This is a genomic window from Allosphingosinicella sp. (genome assembly GCF_036403745.1).
Taxonomy (GTDB): Bacteria; Pseudomonadota; Alphaproteobacteria; order Sphingomonadales; family Sphingomonadaceae; genus Allosphingosinicella.
Genome location: NZ_DASWQI010000041.1, coordinates 28,914 through 49,682 on the forward strand (window position 1 = coordinate 28,914; position 20,769 = coordinate 49,682).

Consider the following 20,769-nt stretch of genomic DNA (forward strand, 5'->3'; position numbering starts at 1 on the left):
CATGCAGCTGACGCTGCTCGCTTTGACTGTGTCGCTCGTAGGCTGCGCGGCAAGCGCGCCGCCGCAGCACACTGCCGCGGCCGCGCCTGCGGCGCCGCCCAAGTCCTATTCGCACGACCCCTATCCCTCGACCTATCGCGCCTATCCGGGCGTGCTGACGGCGATCGTCGGGGGGACGGTGTTCGACGGCGAGGGGCGGCGGATCGACAATGGGGTGGTGATCCTCGCCGACGGCGTGGTGCGTGCGGTGGGCGGGGCGGATACGCCGATCCCCGAGGGCGCGTCGCGGATCGACGCGCGGGGCAAGTGGGTGACGCCGGGGGTCATCGACATCCACTCGCACCTTGGCGACTATCCCTCGCCCGCGGTCGAAGCGCATCAGGACGGCAACGAGGCGACGGGGCCGGTCAAGCCCGAAGTCTGGGCCGAGCACAGCGTCTGGCCGCAGGACCCCGGTTTCACGCGGGCGCTGATGAACGGGGGCGTCACCAGCCTCGAAATCCTCCCCGGCTCGGCCAATCTGTTCGGCGGCCGCTCGGTCGTTCTGAAGAACGTGCCGGCGCGGACGGTGCAGGCGATGAAATTCCCGGGCGCGCCGTACGGCCTAAAGATGGCGTGCGGCGAGAATCCCAAGCGGGTCTACGGCAGCCGCAACCAGTCGCCCGCGACGCGGATGGGCAACATCGCCGTCGACCGGCAGACCTGGGCGCGGGCCGCCGAGTACAAGCGGCGCTGGGACAAATATGAGCGCGACGGCGGCGAGATGCCGGCCCGCGACATCGGCATGGACACGCTGCGCGGCGTGCTGGCGGGCGAGATCCTGATCCAGAACCATTGCTACCGCGCCGACGAAATGGCGAACATGATCGATATGTCGAAAGAGTTCGGCTACCGCATCGCCGCCTTCCACCACGCCGTCGAAGCCTACAAGATCGCCGATTTGCTGAAGCAGAACGGCGTCTGCGCGGCGATGTGGGCCGATTGGTGGGGCTTCAAGATGGAGGCCTATGACGGCATCAACGAGAATATCGCCCTCGTCCACAATGCCGGCGCCTGCGCGATCGTCCATTCGGACGACCCGAACGGCATCCAGCGGCTCTACCAGGAAGCCGGCAAGGCGCAGGCGGCGGGGCGGCGGATCGGCATCGACATCCCCGACGAGGTGGTCTGGACCTGGCTCAGCTACAATCCGGCCCGCGCCCTCGGCATCGCCGACAGGGTCGGGAGTCTCAGGCCGGGCAAGATGGCCGACGTGGTGCTGTGGAACGGCAACCCGCTGAGCGTCTACACGCGGCCGGAGCGGATCTGGATCGACGGCGCGCTGATGTACGACGCCAACGATCCCAAGCGGCGACCGGTCACCGATTTCGAGCTCGGGCAGCCGGGTGAAGGGGATGTGAAGTGAAGGCGGCATTCCTCACCGGCGCGAGCGCCCTCCTCCTCTCGTTCGCGGGCAGCAGCGCCTCTGCGCAAACCGTCGCGATCACCGGCGGCACCGTGGCGCTCGGCGATGGGTCGGAGCCGATACCGGGCGGGACCGTGGTCATCCGCGACGGGCGGATCGTGGCGGCGGGGCGCGGCGTGGCGGTGCCGGCGGGGGCGCAGGTGGTCGACGCGACCGGCAGGTGGGTGACGCCGGGGATCGTCGCCGGCTTCTCACGGCTTGGGCTCGCCGAGGTCGACGCGGTCGATGCGACCAACGATGTCGAGGCGCGCAACTCGCCGTTCAGCGCGGCCATCGACGTGGCGCCGGCGATCAATCCGAGGGCCCTGCCGATCGCGGTCAACCGCACCGGCGGCGTGACTCGCGCCATCGTCGCGCCGTCGACGGCGAAGAGCATCTTCGCTGGCCAGGGCGCGGTCATCGACCTCGGCGCCGACATGAACCCGATCACCCGGGCGCGCGCCTTCCAGTTCATCGAATTTGGGGAGGAGGGGACGCAGAATGCCGGCGGCAGCCGCGCCGCGGCGCACCTCCTGTTCCGCAACGCATTGCGCGAGGCGGCCGATCTCGGCCGCCGCACCGGCGTCGGTGGTTCGGGCGGGGCGGCCCGTCCCGCGACGGCGAACGACCAGCGCAATCTGCCGCTGGAGGACCAGCCCGACAACACGCTGGCCAGCGCGGGGAGGACGCGGCCGACCGACGTGCTCCTCACCCGCTTCGACGCGGCGGCTTTGGTGCCTGTGCTGCAGGGGCGCCAGCTCCTCCTCGTCCATGTCGAGCGGGCGAGCGACATTCTCCAGACGCTGGCGCTGAGGAAGGAATTCCCCAACCTGCGCCTCGTCCTGGTCGGGGTCGGCGAGGGCTGGACGGTGGCGAAGGAGATTGCGGCGGCGGGCGTTCCGGTCATCGCCTCGGCGCTCGACGATCTGCCGGCGAGCTTTGAGGAGCTTGCCGCGACCCAGTCGAATATCGGCCGGATGCGGGCGGCGGGCGTGCGCGTCGCGATCGGCATGATCGGCGACAACGACACCCGCCAGGCGCGGCAGGAGCCGCAATATGCCGGCAACCTCGTCGCGGTCGGGCGGCTGCCGGGCGGCACCGGGCTGACCTGGGGCCAGGCGCTGGAGGCGATCACCTCAGCCCCGGCCGAAGCGATCGGCATGGGCGGCGAGATCGGCTCGCTGCGGCCCGGTCGCCGCGCGGACGTCGTGGTGTGGGACAAGGATCCGCTGGAAAATGGCAGCGCGCCGCTCATCGTCCTGATCGACGGGGTGCAGCAGCCGCTCTCCAACCACCAGACCCGGCTTCGCGACCGCTACCGCACTCTGCCGGAAGGGGCGCTGCCCAAGGCGTACGACCATTGATGGCGCTGGCCAGCCTCGCGCTGGCGATGCTGGCCTTCGTCGGCAGCCATTTCGCGCTGTCGCATGCCTATCGGCGGACTTTGATCGGCCATTTCGGCGAGGCGGGGTTTACCGGCGTCTATTCGATCGTCGCGGCGGCGACCCTGTTCTGGGTGTTCGTGTCGTGGCGGATGGCGGACAATTCGATGCCGGTGTGGATCGCACCCGGCTGGTGGTGGGTGGTGGCGAGCGCTTTGATGCTCGTCGCCTCCATCCTTCTGGCGGGATCGCTGGTGCGCAACCCCGCTTTTCCCCATCCCAGTGCGCAGAAGCAGGCGGCGCGGCCGGCGACGGGCGTGTTCGCGATCACGCGGCACCCGATGAACATGGCCTTCGCTTTGTGGGCTCTGGTGCATCTGTCCCTGTGGTGGTCGCCGCGTAACCTCATCGTCGCGGCCGGGATCCTGATCCTCGCGATCGGCGGCTCGATCGGCCAGGATTCCAAGAAGCGCGCCGTGCAGGGCAAGAGCTGGTCGCAATGGGAGGCGCGCACGTCGCTGGTGCCGTTCGCTGCGCTGATCCGCGGGCGGGCCAAGTGGAAGGATACGGCGCCGGGCTGGATCGCGCTGGCGGGCGGGCTGGTCTTCTGGCTTCTCGTCACGGCGTTTCACGCGACGACGGTGTCGCCGCTGGCTTGGATTTATCAGAACAGCTGAGGCTTTGAAGCGTCGCTCCGTCCCGTTGATTCTCAAACGGAGTGGGGGCGAGCGCGAACGCGTTTAGCCGCCGCCGACCTCCGCGCGGGGGCTGCGTTCGGTGGAGTCGATGGCGTCGAGGACCGCCTCGGGGGCGACGTCGCGCTTCAGCTCCTCGACCTCGTCGGGAGGGGCGAGGCCGAGATGATCGGCGATGGCGGAGACCAAGGCCACGACGCGGGTGACTTCGTGCTCGGTGAGGAGGCCGATCTGGAGGTCGAGCTCGGCGCGCTTGTCGGCGGCGGCGGCCATGCGGTTCTGGGTGATGAGCACGAAGGTCGAGAGGAAGATCGCCTCCACCGACGCGATCATGGCGAGGACGACGAAGCTCGGGTCCCAGGGCTTCATGCCGACCCAGCCCAGATTCGCGACGATCCAAAAGCCGTACAAAGCCAGGTGGAGGTAGACGAACAGCATCGAGCCGGTGAAATCGGTGATGCGGGCGGCGATGCGCTGCTCGAGCGGGGCGGCGGCGGCCTCGTCGCGGCGGCGGCGCTCCAGCGCCTCGATGTTTCGCTGGAGGGCGCGGTTGAGCGACCCCGGCTGGGGCGGCGCGACAGTGGGGCCGCGGCGATCAGCCATGGCGGGCGGCGGAATCAGGTTTCCTGCTGGAGGAGCCTGTCCTGGTCGGTGTTGGAATCATCCGCGCTCAACCCGCCGCGGCGCCCGACGGTTGCAGCGACGGCGACATCCATCGTCACGTTGCCGACGGTGCGGAAGAGATCGGGGATCGTCTCGACGGCGATGAGCAAGGCGAGCGGCTCGAGCGGGACGCCCATGGCCAGCGCGATGGGGGCCGTATTGGTGACGAAGCTGACCTGGCCGGGCAGGCTGATCGCGCTGAAGGTGGTGATCGCGGCGACCACGACCCCCACGGCGATCTGCGCGGGGTGGAGCGCCATGCCGTACCAATGGGCGATGTAGAGGACGACGGCCATGTTCATGCCGGGTCCGGTGGCGCGAAACAGGGCGACGGCGAGGGGGAGGGTGACGCCCGAGGAGGCGACGGGAACGCCGAGCTTTTCCGAGGAGCGGAGCATGGCGGGGAGGGTGGCGAGGGAGGATTGGGTGCTGAAGGCGACCGCCTGGGCCGGGGCGACTTCGCGGGCGAAGCGGCCGAGGGGGAGGCGGGCGCCCACGACTGCCAAGAGGTAGGCGAGGGCCCAGACGACGATGCCGACCGAGGAGACGATGGCGATGTAATGGAGGAGGGCTGCAAAGGCGCCGCCGCCGGCGCCGACGCCGACCACATAGGCCAATGCGAAGACTCCGATGGGCCCGAGCCAGAGCAGCCAGTTCACCACCACGATCATCGCTTCCGCGATCGCGCGGAAGAAGCTGACGATGAGGGCGCGGTGCTCCGCCGGGATGCGGGTGAGGGCGAAGGCGAAGATTGTGGTGAAGACGACGAGGGGCAGGATCTGGTCGGAGGCGGCGGCGGCGAGGGCGTTGGAGGGGACGATCGAGCGCAGGAAATCGCCGAAGCCGGGCACGGACTGGACGGGCTTGACGCCGGTGAGGGCGGTGCGGAGCGCGTCGGCGGCGTGGGCGGGCATCGGGAAGACGCCCAGGAGCAGCGGCACCATCAGTGCGCCGAGGATCGCCGAGAGCCAGAGGATCGCGACCATCCAGCCGAACGAGCGGCCGGCGACGCGGCTGCCGCGCGCGGCTTCGGCGCCTTCGGCGATGCTGGTGACGAGGAGCGCCACGACCAGAGGCACGATCGTCATCTGCAGCCCGGAGAGCCAGAGGTGGCCGACCGGCTCGGCAAGGTCCGCCGCCTGGTTCGACCAGGCGGCATGGGCCGTGACGATGCCGAGCAGGAGCCCGATGGCGAGGGCGGCGAGGATGCGGGCGGCTTGGCTCATGGTGGGAGGTGTAGCGGGGAGGGTGAAAGGGCGGAAGCGCCCTTCTGCCTCCCCATCCGCCAGGATGGGGAGGGGGACCACCGAAGGTGGTGGAGGGGTAGTCCGAGCCGAGAGGTTCGAACCCGCCTGCTCGGGGGTGCGTGAATACCCCTCCACCAGGTTTCACCTGGTCCCCCTCCCCATCTGGCGATGGGGAGGCAGAGGGGCTATCAGGCCTTCGAGACAGGTAAGGACGCACATGGGTCGCAAATTCTTCGGCACGGACGGGATCCGGGGCCGCACCAACCAGCATCCGATGACGGCGCAGATGGCGCAGCGGGTCGGGCAGGCGGCGGGGGCCTATTTCCTGCGCGGCGACCACCGGCACCGGGTGGTGATCGGCAAGGACACGAGGCTTTCGGGCTACATGATGGAGACGGCCCTCATCTCCGGCTTCACCAGCGTCGGCATGGACGTGGTGATGGTCGGGCCGGTGCCGACGCCGGCGGTGGCGATGCTGACGCGCTCGATGCGCGCCGATTTGGGCGTTATGATCTCGGCCAGCCACAATCCCTATGTCGACAACGGCATCAAGCTGTTCGGGCCGGACGGCTACAAGCTTTCCGACGAGGCCGAGGCGGAGATCGAGCGGCTGATCGAGGGCGAGCCGGTGCTGGTCGACGCGTCGCTGATCGGGCGGTCGCGCAAGATCGAGGACGCCCGTGGGCGCTACACCCACTTCGCCAAGGCCACGTTTCCGGAGGAGCTGCGGCTCGACGGACTGAAGGTCGTGATCGATTGCGCGAACGGGGCAGCCTACCATGTGGCGCCGTCGGCCTTGTGGGAGCTCGGTGCCGAAGTGGTGGCGATCGGGGTCAATCCCAACGGCACCAACATCAACGACGGCTGCGGCTCGACGGCGCCGGCCTTGCTGCAGGCGCGGGTCGTCGAGGAGCAGGCGCATATCGGCATCGCGCTCGACGGCGATGCGGACCGGGTGATCATCGTCGACGAGAAGGGGCAGATCGTCGACGGCGACCAACTGATGGCGCTGATCGCAATCTCCTGGGCGCGGCGCGGCATGCTCGAGGGCGACGGGATCGTCGCGACGGTGATGTCCAATCTGGGGCTCGAGCGGTTCCTGCAGTCGAACGGCCTCGACCTCATCCGCACCAAGGTCGGCGACCGCCATGTGCTGGAAGCGATGCGGGGCGGCGGCTACAATGTCGGGGGCGAGCAATCGGGACACATCATCCTCTCCGATTATTCGACGACGGGCGACGGGCTGATCGCGGCGCTGCAGATCCTCGCCTGCCTGGTCGAAGACGGGCGGCCGGCCAGCGAGGTGCTCCACCAGTTCGATCCGCTGCCGCAGCTGTTGAAGAACGTGCGGTTCAAGGGCGGCGCGCCGCTCGAGGCCGAGAAAGTGAAGAGCGCGATCGCGGCGGGCGAGGTGAGGCTGGCCGGCAACGGGCGCCTCGTCATCCGCAAGTCGGGAACCGAGCCGCTCATCCGGGTGATGGCGGAGGGCGAGGACGAGGCGGTGGTCGAGGACGTCGTCGACACGATCTGTGCGGCGGTGAAGGCGGCGTGACGCTGCAGCTGCGGCCGGACTGCGAGCGCTGCGGGCGAGACCTGCCGCCGGAGAGCGCCGAGGCCCGCATCTGCACGTTCGAGTGCACCTTCTGCGCCGATTGCGTCGAGGGGCCGCTTGCGGGCGTCTGCCCCAATTGCGGCGGCAATTTCGAGCGGCGGCCGATCCGCCCGGCGGGGAAGCTCCAGAAATATCCGGCATCGACGGAGCGCAGGGGGCCCGGCTGATGGAGGGATTCGGTGCGCCGCCCCGCATCCTGATCATCGCCGGCTCCGACAGCGGGGGCGGGGCGGGAATACAGGCCGACATCAAGACGGTGACGATGCTCGGCGGGTTTGCGGCGACGGCGATCACGGCGCTGACGGCGCAGAACAGTCTCGGCGTTCAGGGGGTGATGGCGGTGCCCGCTGGGTTCGTCCTCCAGCAGGTGGATTCGGTGCTCGCCGACATCGGCGCGGACGCGATCAAGATCGGCATGATCGGATCGGCCGAAATCGCCCATGCGCTGGCGGAGCGGCTGCCGGCGAACGTGCCGATCGTGTTCGATCCGGTGATGGTCGCCACGAGCGGCGCGGCGCTGGCCGACGAGGCAACGGTTGCGGCGTTCGGCAGGCTGATGCGGCGGGCGGCGGTGGTGACGCCCAACGTGCCGGAGCTCGAGGCGCTGACCGGGAGGACACTCGAGACCGTCGAAGCCGTCGAGGCGGCGGCGCGCGGGCTGGCGCTGGAGACTAAGGCAGTGGTGCTGGCGAAGGGTGGGCATCTTGCCGGATCGGCGGTGACCGACCTCCTCGTCTCGCCACATGGCCGTGTGCGGCGGTGGGAGAGCGAACGGATCGAGACGCGGCATAGCCATGGCACGGGGTGCACGCTGGCGAGCGCGGTGGCGGTGCACCTCGCGCGGGGGCGACCGGTCGAGGAGGCGGTGGAACGGGCGCGGGGGTTCGTGCGGCGGGCGATGCTGGCGGCGCCGGGCTTCGGCGCCGGGCATGGGCCGATGGGGCATGCAGCGGCGGGTGGGGACGAGATGAACCTCGACCAGGTGACGCTGCCGGTTCGCGATTATGCGGCGTCGGTGGCGTTCTACCGGCTGCTTGGGCTCAGGCAGATCGTGGCGTCCGATGGCCATTATGCCCGCTTCGAATGCCCCGGCGGCGCGACGCTGTCGATCATCGTCGAGGAGGGCGCGACCGGCAGCGCGACGATCGGTCTGGAGAGTCCGGACCTCGACGCGTGGGTGAAGAGGCTGGTGGCGGACGGGGTGGCATTCGAGGCGCTGCCGGAGGACAAAAGCTGGGGATGGCGCGAGGCGTTCCTCCGGGACCCGGATGGCCACCGCGTCATGCTGTTCAGCGCGGGCGAGTATCGGCGCTTCCCGCCGTGGCGGATCGGCTGAGGCACCTGTCCACAGCTTTTCGCCGCGAGGCTCTGGCGGTGGCGGCTAAGCCCTTCTAATCGTGGGGCCATGGCGCGGCCTTGCTTCAAGCTCGAGAAGATCCATCCCGAACCGCTCGCGGGCGTCGACGAGGCGGGCTGCGCGCCGCTTGCCGGGCCGGTGGTGGCGGCGGCGGTGGTGCTGGACCGGGTCCATTTTCCGCGCGGGATCGACGATTCGAAAGTCGTGCCGGCGAAGGAGCGCGAGGCGATCTGCGCGCGGCTCTACAAGGTCGCGAAGGTCGGGGTGGGGATCGCGTCGGTCGAAGAGATCGACCGGCTCAACATCTATTGGGCGCGGATGCTGGCGATGGCTCGGGCGGTGGACGCTTTGGGCTTCGATCCGGCGATGGTGCTGGTCGACGGCAATCGCTGCCCGAAATGGGAGCGGCCGTCGCTGGCGATCGTCGCCGGGGATGCGAAGTGCCGGTCGATCGCCGCCGCCTCGATCGTCGCCAAGGTGACGCGCGACCGGATCATGGCGGAGCATGCCCGCGAGTGGCCGGGCTATGGCTGGGAGCGCAACAAGGGCTACGGGACGCCCGAGCATCATGAGGGGCTGGCGAAGCACGGGCTGACGCCGCTCCACCGCCGCAGCTTCGCGCCGGTGCGGGCGATCCTCGAAGGCCAGGCGCCGGCGGCGATGCCGCAGCTACTGGTCGACATCTAGGCGGAGCAGGCTGGCTTTAGGCGGATCAGGCTGGACGTCTTCCAGATCGCGGCCATCATGATTGCGGCGACCGGCCCGTCGACGAGATAGTGCCAGCCGAAGTAGATCGAGCCGATCCAGATCAGCAACGCATAGACGCTGAGGGCGAGGCCGAGGGCGCGACCGTGGGCGAAGCCGGCGATCGCGCACAAGGTGGCGAGCGCTACGTGCATCGAGGGCATGGCCGAGATGCCGCCGCCGGGCGCGAAGACGTGGCCGTAAAAGGTCTTGAGCAGGAAGGGCTGGAACTCGATCGTCTCGACCGGATGGCCTTCCGCGGCGGCCGAGCGGGCGAGGGCGGCGAGGTGGCGCTGCAGCTCGGCGAGGCTCGGGTCGGGGCCGATCAGGGCGTTGTAATAGCAGGGGCCGGCGGAGGCGAAGCACCAGGCGCCGACGGTGCCGATCAGCACCCAGGCGGCGAACCAGGAGGCGAGCAGCCGCAGCCGCAGCCGCGTATCGGTGACGAAGGTCGCGACCACCATCGGGAACGCGAAGACCAGCACCAGCCAGAATGTGTAGAGGAAGTTGAGGAAGTGGAGACCGGCGTGGGAGCCGAAGACGGCGTGGGCGAACACCCAGGGCGAGGTGCCGCCGGTGAGGTCCCGGCCGATGCGGGCGAGGGTTGCGTCCCAGACGAAGCCGCGGGTGGGCAGGATCAGCTGCTTGAACAGGCCGAAGGAGGGGAAGGTGAGCGCCGTGATCGCGGCGGCGACGAACAGCCAGAACAGCCGGGTCTCGCAGCCCTCGCGCCAGGCGGGGCGGGCGAGGCACAGGCAGCCATAAGCGAGGAGGACGACGGCGGCGGTCTGGAACGAGGCTTGGGCGAAGATCCGCGAGACCATCCCGATGTCGGCGAGCGAGGCGCCGCTGATCGGGAAGAGGATGCAGCCGTAAGCGAGGACGCAGCCGACGAGCAGGGCCGCCGCCTTCCTGTCCTCCCGCGCGATTCGGGCGATGCGCGGCAGCGGCGGCATCGCCACGGCGAACGCGTTGAACGGTCTGCTGGCCAGCTGAATATCCTCCCCTGCCAGAGGGAGATAAAGCGGCGTGGTTAACGATCCGTTCGCGGGCTCGGGCGGGATGCTCCGGCATCGGCTCCGGGCGCTCGACGCTTTCGCGCACGGCACGAGTCTTTTCGGCCACACCACAGGATGTTGCGGCTGCTCCGGCGGGCGAGCCGCTAAGGGTTGCGCCAGACTCGTTCCGTTCCCGGCACGTTAATCCTTTTGCGAAGGATGGGCGCTAAGGCGCTGATCTTGACCGGCGAGTCCGGCGCGGCGAGGTTGCGCGTCCAACAACCGGGGGCGGTAGCGAATGACCCTTTTGGCGCCGGTAGGCCCGCGCAAGCGACAGGTGGCGAAGGCGCCGCCGCCGGCGGACCTGCCGCTCGGCCGCATCCTCGAGGAGGATTGCGTGGCGGCAATGGCGAAGCTGCCCGCCGCGTCGGTCGACATGGTCTTCGCCGATCCGCCCTACAATCTGCAGCTCGGCGGCAATCTGTTCCGGCCCGAAGGCGGCCTGGTCGACGCGGTCGACGACGATTGGGACAAGTTCGAGACCTTCGCCGCCTATGACAGCTTCACCCGCGCCTGGCTCAAGGAAGCGCGGCGTATCCTGAAACCCAACGGCACTTTGTGGGTGATCGGATCGTACCACAACATCTTCCGGGTGGGCGCGGCGCTGCAGGACGAGGGCTTCTGGGTGCTGAACGACATCGTCTGGCGCAAGGCCAACCCGATGCCGAACTTCCGCGGCACGCGGTTCACGAACGCCCACGAGACGCTTATCTGGGCGAGCCGTTCGGAGGACAGCCGCTACACGTTCAACTATCGGGCGATGAAGGCGCTGAACGACGAATTGCAGATGCGCTCGGACTGGCTGTTTCCGATCTGCTCGGGCGGCGAGCGGGTGAAGGGGGAGGGCGGCGGCAAGGCGCATCCGACCCAGAAACCGGAGGCCTTGCTCTACCGGATCCTGCTTTCCTGCACGAACCCGGGCGACGTCGTGCTCGATCCCTTTTTCGGTACGGGCACGACGGGCGCGGTGGCGCGGCGGCTCGGGCGCGAATGGATCGGGATCGAGCGCGAGCAACGTTACGTGAAAGTCGCACGGGAACGGATCGATTCGACGCTGCCGCTCGACGAGAGCGCGATGCGGACGGTGCCGACCAAGCGGGGGCAGCCCAAGGTACCGTTCGGCACGCTGGTCGAGATCGCGATGCTGCCCGCGGGGACGTTGCTGACCGATTCGAAGCGGCGGTGGGAGGCGCGGGTGTGCGCCGACGGCTCGATCCAGGCGGGGGCTGAGCAGGGCTCGATCCACAGGGTCGGCGCCGCGGTGCAGGGCGCGCCGGCGTGCAACGGCTGGACCTTCTGGCATTATGAGGAGGCGGGCGTGCTGACGCCGGTGGACGCGCTGCGCCAGCGCTATTTGCTGCTGCTCGACTGACGTGCCCAAAATGGACGAGAGTTGCGTTTAGCTACTCGACACCAACATCGTTTCGGGGCAGATTGCCCGGCGGCGATCGTCCCTTCACGCCTAACGCCTGCGCGCCTTTGACCACGGGAGACGTGTGGGAGCCCCTTTAGGCCGTGAAGGGCCCGGCCATATGCCATGCCCCACATGGCGGTTCGGGCCTTCGGAGATTCTCAGTTACCCTGCTGACCTTCGAGAAGCGGCGATCGCCACCCGCTTCCCTCTCGCGCCTGTGTCGAGATTAGCCGCCGAGGCTTGATTTGGCGCCGCCCGTCGCCGAAGCAGCAGCTCCACGAAAGCCGGAGAGCGCGTCGTGCCAGAGCGTCACTATCTGCGCCCCACGGGCTTCGTCGACGCGCCGTTCGGGCTCGACGGCAAGGTCGCGCGGCTGGCCGGCGGGCTGCTGTGGTTTTCGGCGATCGAGATCGTCACAATGGCCGACGATCGCGTCGCGCGGTTGGAGCTCGTCCCGATTTCGGACGCCGAGGCGGCGGCGGAGCGGCTCGGGCTCGCCTCGACCTGGCGCAATCTCGTCGCCCCGCGGGCGGCGCTGACGCTGGGTTCGCGCACCGTGCGGCTCGACCAGCCGCAGGTCGTCGGCATCGTCAATGCGACGCCGGACAGTTTTTCCGACGGCGGGCGCTTCGCTGGCGCGGGCGAGGCGGCCGAGGCGGGGCATGTCATGGCGTCTTCGGGAGCCGCCATCGTCGATGTCGGGGGAGAGTCGACGCGGCCGGGGGCGAAGCCGGTCTGGGAAGGCGACGAGATCGAGCGGGTGGTGCCGATCGTCCGCTCGCTGGCCGCCACGGGCAATGCGGTGTCGATCGACACCCACAAGGCGAGCGTCATGGAGGCGGCGCTCGCCGCCGGCGCGGCGATGGTCAACGACGTCTCGGCGCTGACCTTCGATCCGCGCGCCGCGGAGGTGGTGGCGACAGCGGGCTGCCCGATCGTCCTCATGCACCATCTCGGCACGCCCGAGACGATGCAGGCGGCGCCGCGCTACGACGGGCCGGTGCTGTTCGCAGTCTACGACTGGCTCGAGGCGCGGATCGAGGCGGCCGAGGCGGCGGGGATCGCCCGCGACAAGATCATTGTCGATCCGGGCATCGGCTTCGGTAAAACGGTGCAGCACAATCTCCAGCTGCTGAACGGGCTGGCGCTGCTCCACGGCCTCGGTTGCCCGATCATGGTGGGAGCGAGCCGCAAGCGGATGATTGGGGCGCTGTCGGGCGAGGCCGGCGTGGACGAGAGGCTGGCAGGCTCGATCGCGTTGGCGGTGAAGGGGATGGACCAGGGCGCGCAGCTGCACAGGGTGCACGACGTGCCGGAGACGGTGCAGGCGCTGCGGGTGTGGCGGGGGCTGAGGGACGCAGCGCTGGCGCCGCTCTAGCGGCTTAGCTTCGGGTCAGCCCTCGTGGGTGTCGGCGACGATTTCGATCGGTTTGGCCGCGCGGCGGCGCTCGCGGCGGCGCGACCGGACGGCGACCAAGCGGGCCGCGGCGAGGCCGCCGACGACGAGGAGGATCAGCAGAAATGCAATGATCCTGCGCGTTTCCATGGCTTTGGGGTGCTTCCTCTGAACTCGAATCTCAAGTGAACTTATCGCAACGCAGCATAGGCTGCCACACCTGCTTTCGGCGGGGGCGTGCGGCTGCTACGAATGGCGCATGACAGAGTTCCAGAACGCGGTGGCGCTGGTCACCGGCGCCGCCTCCGGCATCGGCGCGGCGACCGCAGCCCGCCTCGCCGCCGGCGGCGCGCGCAAGCTCATCCTCGTCGACACGGAGGAGGAGCGGCTGCGCGATTTCGGCTTCACCCTGCCGTGCGAGCGCCAGCCGATCGTGGGCGACGTCGCCGATCCCGATCTGTGGCGCGAGGCGGACCTGACCGGGCTCACCCACGCCGTCGTCAACGCGGGCATCGGCGCCGGCGGCCCGATCCTCGAATCGAGCTTCGAGGATTGGCGCCGGATCATGTCGGTCAATCTCGACGGCGCGTTCCTGACGCTGCAGGCGGCGATGCGGGCAATGCGGGACCGCGGCGGCAGCATCGTCCTGACGGCGTCGGCGGCCGGGCTGAAGGCGGAGCCCGGGATCGCGGCCTATGGCGCGTCCAAGGCGGCGGTCATCCACCTGGCGCGGATCGCGGCGAAGGAAGGCGGGCCGCTCAACATCCGCGTCAATGCCATCGCGCCGGGCGGGGTCGAGACGCCGATCTGGCAAAACGTGCCGATGTTCGCGCAGCTGGTCGAGACCCTCGGCAGCGAGGAGCGGGCCTTCGCGGCGATGGGCTCGGCGGCGGCGCCGGCGGGGCGATTCGCCAAGGCGGACGAGATCGCCGGCCAGATCGCCTTCCTCCTCTCGGACGCCTGCGCCTATGTCACCGGCGCCTGCTTCGTCAGCGACGGCGGGTACACGCTTTAGCGGACGACTCGCGGCGAACTCGCGGACCGAAATTTATTTGCGCGCCCACTTTTTTCTGCGGCCATTTCCTATTTTCCGCGGTTCGCCGGGATAAATAGGAAATCGCCTATCTGGAAAAAACGCTTGACAGCGTCACGCTGCTATGGCACAATCCTGTCATCGTCGAGAAATGCGGCCGCGCCAGGCTGAAGGCGAAGGCTACCACACCGGCCACGATCCTGTCCGCCAGCGTCCCACCGTGTCGGTGCCGTCGCGGCACCGCTGCGAATCAGGTTAGGAGGGTCACGGTTGCGTTGTAGACCATGTGGAGCAGGACAGCGGGGGCGAGCCGCTTCGAACGCTTGAAGAGGAGGCAGTTCGCGGCGCCGAGCAGACCGACGGGGAGCCATGCGGCGACCGGGTGGTAGATGGCGAAGAAAGCGGCCGCCGCGACGACCGCTTGCCAGCCGCCCCACTGCCGGTCGAGCGCCCGGTAGAGCAGCCCGCGAAACAGGAACTCCTCGGCGAAGGGCGCGAAGGCGATCGCGATGATGGCGTAGGCGGTGCGGGCACCGGGGGGCACCGCCCGGTCGGCGGCGTGGAGCGGCCCGGCCAGCCAGGGGAGGTGGGACAGGCCGGCAAGGTAGGCTTGGGCGAGCAGGCCGAGGAGGGCTCCGCCCACGACTCCAGCGAGCAGCCAGGCCGTGTCCCGGCGGCCGCAGAAGAGGTAGCGCCGGGTCCAGGACGTCCCATCTTCCTCCTCGCCGTCGGCTTGGTCGCGCCAGCTCCAGATCCCCGCGGGAGAAACGCCCCGTCCGACGAGGAAATGTGTGACACCGACGGAAACGGCGACTGCGCAGATCCCGTAGCCGAAGCCTTGAGCGACCGGCAGGCCGAGGGGGCCCACGAACGCGAAGACCGTGGCCGTTACAAGCGAGACGCATTCAATGAGGATGGTGATCGACACCATGGCGTGGACGAGGGTCGGCGGATCGGGCAGCCGTTCCGACCAGGGATCGTAGAGGAAAGGGAGGCGGGCGCGGAAATCCTCCCACATCGCCGCCGCCGTGATCCAGGAATAGATGATGCCGACGATTGCGAGGTTCCACTGCTCGGTGCACACGCCGATCGCGAAGGTGAGCATGCCGAGCTGCGCCGCCCAGCGGCGGCCCGAGGAGATTGTCGTCGGCTCTCCGGACTCGGACACCACAGTCACCAATGTCACGGATTTCTCCGCCATGCTGCGACTGAAGAGGAACCAGCCGACCGCCACGAGTGCCACCTTCCAGGCGTCGCCGGGAAAGTACCAGCAGGCGGCGAGGAGGATCGGCGCGACGAGGCCGGAAGCGATCAGCGACCACAGGCGCGCCTTGGCCTTGAGGATGCTTTCCAGACCCCGCGGCCAGGTCAGCGCCAGCCATAAAGCCGAGCCCTCCGACGCAAGCGATTTGGGGCCCAGTACCCACAGGAAGAAGGTGCCGAAGAAGATCGCGGTTCCCACCAGGTAGTTCCACGAATCGCTGGCGTGTGCGACCAGCGCGCGCAGGTTGAACAGCTCGTAGCCGGCGACGCTGAGCGGGATGAGGATGGCCTGGACGATCGCGCTGCGGTCGCGGGCGAACCACAGAAATTCTTTTCTCAGCAGCGCGTTGCGGCCGAAGCGCGCTTCGCGGCGGGGACGGCCGGGGCGCGTGTCGGAAGGGAAGGCGCCGGCAAGGCCGTTGCGGACCGAACGCGCGCTGAACAGCACCGCGGCGGCGGCCAGGGCGCCGCTCGCGGCCCAGCAGAAGAGGAGGCCGGCGGCGAACGAAGCGTTGCCGTCCGGTGCCATGCCGAGGAACAGGCGCAGCAGCGGCCAGGATCCGCCCGGCAAGGCGGCAATCCAGCCCGCGAGGGCCCCGAGGATGCGGCCTGCGACAGTGGTGAGGCCGACCGCCATACCGAGGGTCGACGCGTAGCCGAACCATCCGAGCATGCCGATGACGCCACCGCGGTTCCTCGGCGCGAGGCGCAGGACGGCGCCGATCTCCAGCGCCTTGCCGACGCAGGCCGCCGCGATCGTCAAAGGAATTCCGACGAGGATCGCCGCGGCGATGCCGCCGAGCGGGCCATGGACGAGACCGTAGAGGATGCCGGCGAAAAGCGGCGCGCCCCAATATGCGGGGTTGGCCGAGATCGGCGACAGCATCTCGGCGAAGAACACCGCGCCGGGGGTCACCGGGTGGCTGAGCAGCCATTCCCACATCGGGTGCCGTCGGCGCTGCAGGTCGAGCTCGAGCCCCTCGCCCTGGCAGATCAGCATCGCGAGCCACCACAGAAGGATCAGCGAGCCGAGGACCCCCGCGCCCTTCCCCGACGCCGGGAGTGCCGCCAGCCCCGGCGCGGCATCGTCGCCGGAGACGAAGGCAGCGCGCCCGGATTTGGCTATCGCGGTGCGCAGCCGGTGCTCGATCCCGGCCTTGTCGCCGCCATAGTCCTTGGCGATGTGCTCGGCCTCGTCGCGAAGGTTCCGGCGGCGGATATCGTCTGCGGGCGCGTAACCGGTGGGTGCGCCGTCGAAGTTCGAGTCGACCTCGAAGAAGGAGGCGCTGACGACAATCCTGCCCTGCCGCTCGACCGCGACGCGCTGGCCCGCCTTCACGGCGCCGACGACCACGAAGGCGGCGACGCCGTGAATCACCAGCATGAACAGGAAGCTGAGAAAGGCGGTAAGTGGGCCCCAGTCGGTCTTGCCGCCGCGGTTCGAGAGAAGCTCGCGCTGCCGCTGCTGGCGGGCGAAAGCCCGCCGCCGGGACGAGTGCAGCAACAGCCAGAGCGTGTTCCAGAAACCGATCGCGGCGGCGCCGCTCATGCCCGCGGCGATCCGGAGGTCAGCTTCAGGAAGAGGGATTCGAGACTCTCCTCGTCATAGCTCCGCTTCAGCTCTTCGAGCGGACCTTGGGCGACGACGGCACCGCGGTCGATGATAACGGCATGGGAGCAGAGGCGGGTGACATGATCCATCAGGTGCGTCGAGAACAGGATGGTCGTGGCCGCCGCCGCTTCCTCCTGAATGAGATCGTAGAAGAGGTGGGTGGATTCGACATCGAGGCCGTTGGTCGGCTCGTCGAGCACCAGCAGGCGCGGCCGGTGCAGCATAGCGAGCATCAGGCCGAGCTTCTTCTTCATGCCCCGGGAGAAATCTTCGGCATAATCGTCGAGATCGTCCGCCAGACGGAGGCGCCGCGCCAGGCCCTGAGCCCGGGCCATCGCCGAATCGACGTCGAGGCCGTGCATGCCGGCGCTCAGCTCCAGCAGCTCGCGGGCCGAGAGGTAGGAATAGAAGATCGGCTCGTCGGGGAGGAAGCCGATCAGGCGCTTGGTTGCGACCCGGTCTTCGAACGCGTCGAGGCCGTCCACCCACAGGGCTCCCGAGGTCGGCTTGAGGATGCCCATCAGCAGCCGGAAGAGCGTCGTCTTGCCGGCGCCGTTCGGGCCGAGGAGACCGCAAATCTGCCCGGAGGGGATGGCGAAGGAAACGCCGTCCAGGACGAGCTTGGCGCCGAACGTCTTCACCAGGTCGTCGACGACGACCAACTGCGCTTCACTCATCCAGTCCGTCCGTATGCCACTGCCTCGACCCGGTCAGGCGAGGAGCAGGTCCTGCTCTTCCGGGTGCGTTTCGATATAATGGCGGACGAAGGGGCAGGTGGCGACGATTTTGTGGCCGTGGCGGCGGACGTCGGCGAGGGCAGCGGCGACGAGGCGCTTGCCGATGCCCTGGCCTTCGAGCGCGGCGGGGACTTCGGTGTGGTAGAAATTGACGTGATCGGCGTGGCGGCGGTAGGCGGCGATCGCCGTCTTACCGTCGACGGTGAGCTCGTATTGGCTGAGCTCTTCGTTGTTGGTGACTTCGCCTTCGGCCATCGCGTCTCTCCTCAGGCTGTCTGCTTCATCGGCTGAATGACCTGGGCGGCGAAGCGGTCCATCTCCTCGGCCTGGGGGCTGCACTGGAGGAGGAGGAGGTCGAGGCCGGCGGCTTCATATTCCTCGATGCGCTCCCGGACCTGCTCGGGGGTGCCGACGAAGTTGGGGCGCAGGCCGCGGTTCGAGACGGAATATTCCTGGAGCTTCAGCTCGCGCTCCAGCTCGGTCCCCGAGAGCCACTGGTCGAAATTGTCGAAGCCCTTGGGCGGCTTGGGCGGGAGGGCGGTGATGCGGGCGAGCTCCTTCTTCGCCTCGGCCTCGCTATCGCGGACGATGACGTAGGCGGCCATGCCGTAGTGCATCGGCCCTTTGCCCGCTTTCTCGCGGCGGGCGTTCATGTCGGCGATCTTGGGGGCGACCGCGCCGGCGGGGTCGCCGTGCATGACGTAGGCGTCGCATTGCTCGGCGATCATCGTCTTGGCGGCCTCGCTCTCGCCGCCGGCATAGATGGTCGGACGGGGGCTCGAGACGGGCTTGGGCTCGCAGATGGCGTTGTCGAGCTTGTAGCGTTGGCCCTCGTAGGTGAAGCGCTTCTGGGTCCACAGGCCGTCGACGACGTCGAGCCATTCCCGGGTGCGGGCGTAGCGGTCGTCATGCTGGTCGAACTGGAGGCCGTATTGGGTGGCCTCGTCGGCCCACCAGGAGCTGACGACGTTCAAGGCGAGGCGGCCGCCGGAGATGTTGTCGATGTTCGCGGCCTGCTTGGCGAAGAGCGCCGGCTGGTGGAAATTGGGGCGGACGGCGACCATCAGCTCGATCGTCTCGGTGATTGCGGCGAGGGCGGCGGCGGTCGACCAGGCGTCGAGGGCGGGTTCCTCGACGCCCTTGATGTCGTTCAAGTTCAGCTCGGCGATGAGACTCAGGTCCCAGCCGGTCTGCTCGCTCCGCTGGGTGAGGCGGCGGACATAGTCCCAGCTCGCCTCCATCCCCTCGTCCTCGATGTTGCGCAGCCAGCCGCCGAAGACCGGCATCCAATAACCGAAACGCATTTTAGCGGGCCTCCTCGATGGCGGCTTTGAGATGCTCGACCAGCCGGTCGTGGGGGTCCCAGCCGAGCACGTCCAGCGGTTTCGCGACGAAATTGGAGAGGGCGTTGATGTCGTAGAAGCGGGCGACGCCGTCGCGGTCGTCGATCAGATATTCGACGCCGCCGACGGCGAGGCCGGTGGCCTGGGCGATGCGCTCGGCGGCTTCGACGATGGCGGCGGGCGGCTGGACGGCGGCCATGCGGATCGGGCCGCGGGTGACGGCACAGGCGTCGGCGGGGCAGAGGTCGAAATTGTCGCCGCCGCTCTCGACCTCGATCGCGTAGAGGAACTTGCCGGCGAGCGTCTCGACGCGGGTGATGACGCCGCCGCGCGGGGGGACGTAATCCTGGACGAGGAGGACGGAATCGACACTGTCGGGAACGGTGCCGTCCTTCACGGACTGCGCCAGCTCCTCTTCCGTGGCGTAGCGGGTAATCCCGGCGCCGGAGCCGCCGATATTGGCCTTGACCATCAGCGGCCAGCGCATCGTGCGGGCGGCGGCGAGGAGGTCTTCCCTGCGGTGGACGATGCGGGTTTCTGGAATGGCGTAGCCGAGGCGCGATATGAGCGAGAGCTGGCGGGCCTTGGAGCTGTCGATGGCGATGACGTCGGCGCCGTTCAGGACGGTGGCGCCGTTGGCGGCCCAATGGTCGTAAAGGCTCTGTGCGTAGAAGATGCCGTGCTGGGTCTCGCGCAGGAAGCTGGACATGGCGACGCGGCTGAGGACGACCGGGGCGGGAATGTCGCGGCTGGCGGGATCGAAGCTGTGGTCGGAGAGGCGGATCGCTTCATAGGCGATGCCGTGGCGATCGAGCGCGGCCCAGAGCGGGATAAACCATTGCGGGTGCTCATACAGCACCGCGAGATCGGGTTTCATCGGAGAACCTGTACAGTGGAACGCGCCATGTGTGTGCTGCGGCGCAGGAATGGAAGGGGGCGCCCTTGACGTTCGCGGCGCTCGGCCTTCAGGAGAGGCGGATGGCCGATCTCGACACCTTCGCCGCTTTTGCCGAGCGCCTTGCCGACGCGGCGCGGGCGGAGACGCTGGAGCGGTGGCGCAGCGGCGTTGCGGTGGAAGGGAAAGCGGGGGCGGCGGACTTCGATCCCGTCACCGACGCCGACCGCGGCGCCGAGCGGGCGATGCGGGCGCTGATCGAGGCGGAGTATCCCGAGCACGGAATTTCGGGTGAGGAATATGGCGATCGGCCGGCGCGGGGGCGTTGGGCGTGGAGCCTCGACCCGGTGGACGGGACTCGGTCCTTCATCTGCCGGCTGCCGACCTGGACGACGCTGATCGCCTTGCTCGAGGACGGGCGGCCGGTGCTGGGGGTGATCGACGCGCCGGTGCTCGGGGAGCGTTTTGTCGGCTGGGGGGAGCGGGCGTTTCTCAACGGCGCGCCGGTGCGGGCGAGCGGGTGCGCGGCGCTGGCGGAGGCGCGGGTTTCGACGACGGATCCGTATCTGTTCGAGGATATGGGGGTTTGGGAGCGGGTTCGGGCCGAGGCCAGGACCACGCGCTATGGGCATGACGGTTATGGCTATGCGTGTTTGGCGGCGGGTGGGCTGGACCTGGTCATCGAATGCGGGCTGAAGCCGCATGATTATAACGCTCTGGTGCCGGTGGTGCACGGCGCTGGCGGGTGGATCGGCGATTGGGAGGGCGGGCAGGATTTTGGGGCTGGGCGGGTGATCGCGGCCGGGTCGCGGGCGCTGTACGACGAGGCGGTGCGGCTCATCGCGTAGACGCTCGAACGTGCGAACCGTCATCC

The 20,769-nt window shown here is 68.9% G+C and carries 20 protein-coding genes; 11 read left to right on the forward strand and 9 right to left on the reverse strand.

Annotated elements, in window-relative coordinates; all coding sequences use genetic code 11:
• The first annotated feature begins 1 nt into the window (after position 1).
• Genes VGC56_RS06370 through VGC56_RS06380 form a run of 3 tightly spaced genes read left to right on the forward strand, consistent with a single transcriptional unit; the run spans position 2 to position 3,503 of the window.
• Positions 2–1,405 carry an amidohydrolase gene (locus tag VGC56_RS06370; RefSeq protein WP_464124040.1) on the forward strand — a complete coding sequence of 468 codons (1,404 nt, stop codon included), beginning with the start codon at positions 2–4 and terminating at the stop codon, positions 1,403–1,405.
• Positions 1,402–2,808: an amidohydrolase family protein gene (locus tag VGC56_RS06375; protein ID WP_464124041.1), complete on the forward strand. Its 1,407-nt coding sequence runs from the start codon at positions 1,402–1,404 to the stop codon at positions 2,806–2,808. Before VGC56_RS06370 ends, VGC56_RS06375 begins: the two co-directional genes overlap by 4 nt.
• Positions 2,808–3,503, forward strand: a complete 696-nt coding sequence (locus tag VGC56_RS06380; protein ID WP_464124042.1) for an NnrU family protein — start codon at positions 2,808–2,810, stop codon at positions 3,501–3,503. Before VGC56_RS06375 ends, VGC56_RS06380 begins: the two co-directional genes overlap by 1 nt.
• 63 nt (positions 3,504–3,566) lie before the next feature.
• Here the strand turns inward: VGC56_RS06380 and VGC56_RS06385 are convergent, their stop codons facing one another.
• Positions 3,567–4,124 (reverse strand): DUF1003 domain-containing protein, encoded by a 558-nt coding sequence (locus VGC56_RS06385; protein WP_464124043.1) that lies wholly within the window; start codon positions 4,122–4,124, stop codon positions 3,567–3,569.
• A gap of 14 nt (positions 4,125–4,138) precedes the next feature.
• Entirely contained in the window at positions 4,139–5,410 is a 1,272-nt protein-coding gene (locus tag VGC56_RS06390; protein ID WP_464124044.1) for a dicarboxylate/amino acid:cation symporter, read from the reverse strand.
• Positions 5,411–5,648: 238 nt separating this feature from the next.
• Here VGC56_RS06390 and glmM point away from each other — a divergent pair, with 238 nt between their 5' ends.
• From glmM to VGC56_RS06410, 4 genes are all read left to right on the forward strand, one after another.
• On the forward strand, positions 5,649–6,983 hold the full coding sequence (gene glmM, locus VGC56_RS06395) for a phosphoglucosamine mutase (protein WP_464124045.1): 1,335 nt from the start codon (positions 5,649–5,651) through the stop codon (positions 6,981–6,983).
• Positions 6,980–7,210 (forward strand): DUF1272 domain-containing protein, encoded by a 231-nt coding sequence (locus tag VGC56_RS06400; protein WP_464124046.1) that lies wholly within the window; start codon positions 6,980–6,982, stop codon positions 7,208–7,210. Before glmM ends, VGC56_RS06400 begins: the two co-directional genes overlap by 4 nt.
• Positions 7,210–8,379 carry a bifunctional hydroxymethylpyrimidine kinase/phosphomethylpyrimidine kinase gene (gene thiD / locus VGC56_RS06405; RefSeq protein ID WP_464124047.1) on the forward strand — a complete coding sequence of 390 codons (1,170 nt, stop codon included), beginning with the start codon at positions 7,210–7,212 and terminating at the stop codon, positions 8,377–8,379. Before VGC56_RS06400 ends, thiD begins: the two co-directional genes overlap by 1 nt.
• A gap of 69 nt (positions 8,380–8,448) precedes the next feature.
• Positions 8,449–9,087, forward strand: a complete 639-nt coding sequence (locus tag VGC56_RS06410; protein WP_464124048.1) for a ribonuclease HII — start codon at positions 8,449–8,451, stop codon at positions 9,085–9,087.
• Here the strand turns inward: VGC56_RS06410 and VGC56_RS06415 are convergent.
• On the reverse strand, positions 9,084–10,100 hold the full coding sequence (locus VGC56_RS06415; RefSeq protein ID WP_464124070.1) for a phosphatase PAP2 family protein: 1,017 nt from the start codon (positions 10,098–10,100) through the stop codon (positions 9,084–9,086). The genes VGC56_RS06410 and VGC56_RS06415 overlap by 4 nt on opposite strands.
• Positions 10,101–10,440: 340 nt before the next feature.
• On the opposite strand from VGC56_RS06415, the gene VGC56_RS06420 reads away from it, so the two are divergent.
• Together VGC56_RS06420 and folP are read left to right on the forward strand one after the other, a co-directional pair.
• The gene (locus VGC56_RS06420) at positions 10,441–11,574 is read left to right on the forward strand and encodes a DNA methyltransferase (protein ID WP_464124049.1); all 1,134 of its coding nucleotides are present in this window, start codon (positions 10,441–10,443) and stop codon (positions 11,572–11,574) included.
• Positions 11,575–11,914: 340 nt separating this feature from the next.
• Entirely contained in the window at positions 11,915–12,994 is a 1,080-nt protein-coding gene (gene folP / locus VGC56_RS06425; protein WP_464124050.1) for a dihydropteroate synthase, read from the forward strand.
• 15 nt (positions 12,995–13,009) lie between these two features.
• Here folP and VGC56_RS06430 read toward each other — a convergent pair whose 3' ends face one another.
• Positions 13,010–13,162, reverse strand: coding sequence for a hypothetical protein (locus VGC56_RS06430; protein ID WP_464124051.1), 153 nt, complete (start codon positions 13,160–13,162; stop codon positions 13,010–13,012).
• A gap of 109 nt (positions 13,163–13,271) precedes the next feature.
• On the opposite strand from VGC56_RS06430, the gene VGC56_RS06435 reads away from it, so the two are divergent.
• Complete coding sequence (locus VGC56_RS06435) at positions 13,272–14,027, forward strand: SDR family NAD(P)-dependent oxidoreductase (protein ID WP_464124052.1); 756 nt, start codon at positions 13,272–13,274, stop codon at positions 14,025–14,027.
• Positions 14,028–14,295: 268 nt separating this feature from the next.
• On the opposite strand, the gene VGC56_RS06440 is transcribed toward VGC56_RS06435, so the two are convergent.
• Genes VGC56_RS06440 through VGC56_RS06460 form a run of 5 tightly spaced genes read right to left on the reverse strand, consistent with a single transcriptional unit; the run spans position 14,296 to position 19,877 of the window.
• A complete protein-coding gene (locus VGC56_RS06440; RefSeq protein WP_464124053.1) occupies positions 14,296–16,857 on the reverse strand; it encodes a lysostaphin resistance A-like protein in 2,562 nt (853 codons plus the stop codon).
• Positions 16,854–17,597: an ABC transporter ATP-binding protein gene (locus tag VGC56_RS06445; RefSeq protein WP_464124054.1), complete on the reverse strand. Its 744-nt coding sequence runs from the start codon at positions 17,595–17,597 to the stop codon at positions 16,854–16,856. The genes VGC56_RS06440 and VGC56_RS06445 overlap by 4 nt, the downstream gene beginning before the upstream one ends.
• Positions 17,598–17,630: 33 nt before the next feature.
• Positions 17,631–17,912 (reverse strand): GNAT family N-acetyltransferase, encoded by a 282-nt coding sequence (locus VGC56_RS06450; RefSeq protein WP_464124055.1) that lies wholly within the window; start codon positions 17,910–17,912, stop codon positions 17,631–17,633.
• An 11-nt stretch (positions 17,913–17,923) separates the two neighbouring features.
• The gene (locus VGC56_RS06455) at positions 17,924–18,961 is read right to left on the reverse strand and encodes an LLM class flavin-dependent oxidoreductase (RefSeq protein WP_464124056.1); all 1,038 of its coding nucleotides are present in this window, start codon (positions 18,959–18,961) and stop codon (positions 17,924–17,926) included.
• Position 18,962: 1 nt separating this feature from the next.
• Positions 18,963–19,877, reverse strand: coding sequence for an ATP-grasp domain-containing protein (locus VGC56_RS06460; protein ID WP_464124057.1), 915 nt, complete (start codon positions 19,875–19,877; stop codon positions 18,963–18,965).
• Positions 19,878–19,978: 101 nt separating this feature from the next.
• Here VGC56_RS06460 and VGC56_RS06465 point away from each other — a divergent pair, with 101 nt between their 5' ends.
• Positions 19,979–20,743, forward strand: a complete 765-nt coding sequence (locus VGC56_RS06465) for an inositol monophosphatase family protein (RefSeq protein WP_464124058.1) — start codon at positions 19,979–19,981, stop codon at positions 20,741–20,743.
• Positions 20,744–20,769: the final 26 nt, after the last annotated feature.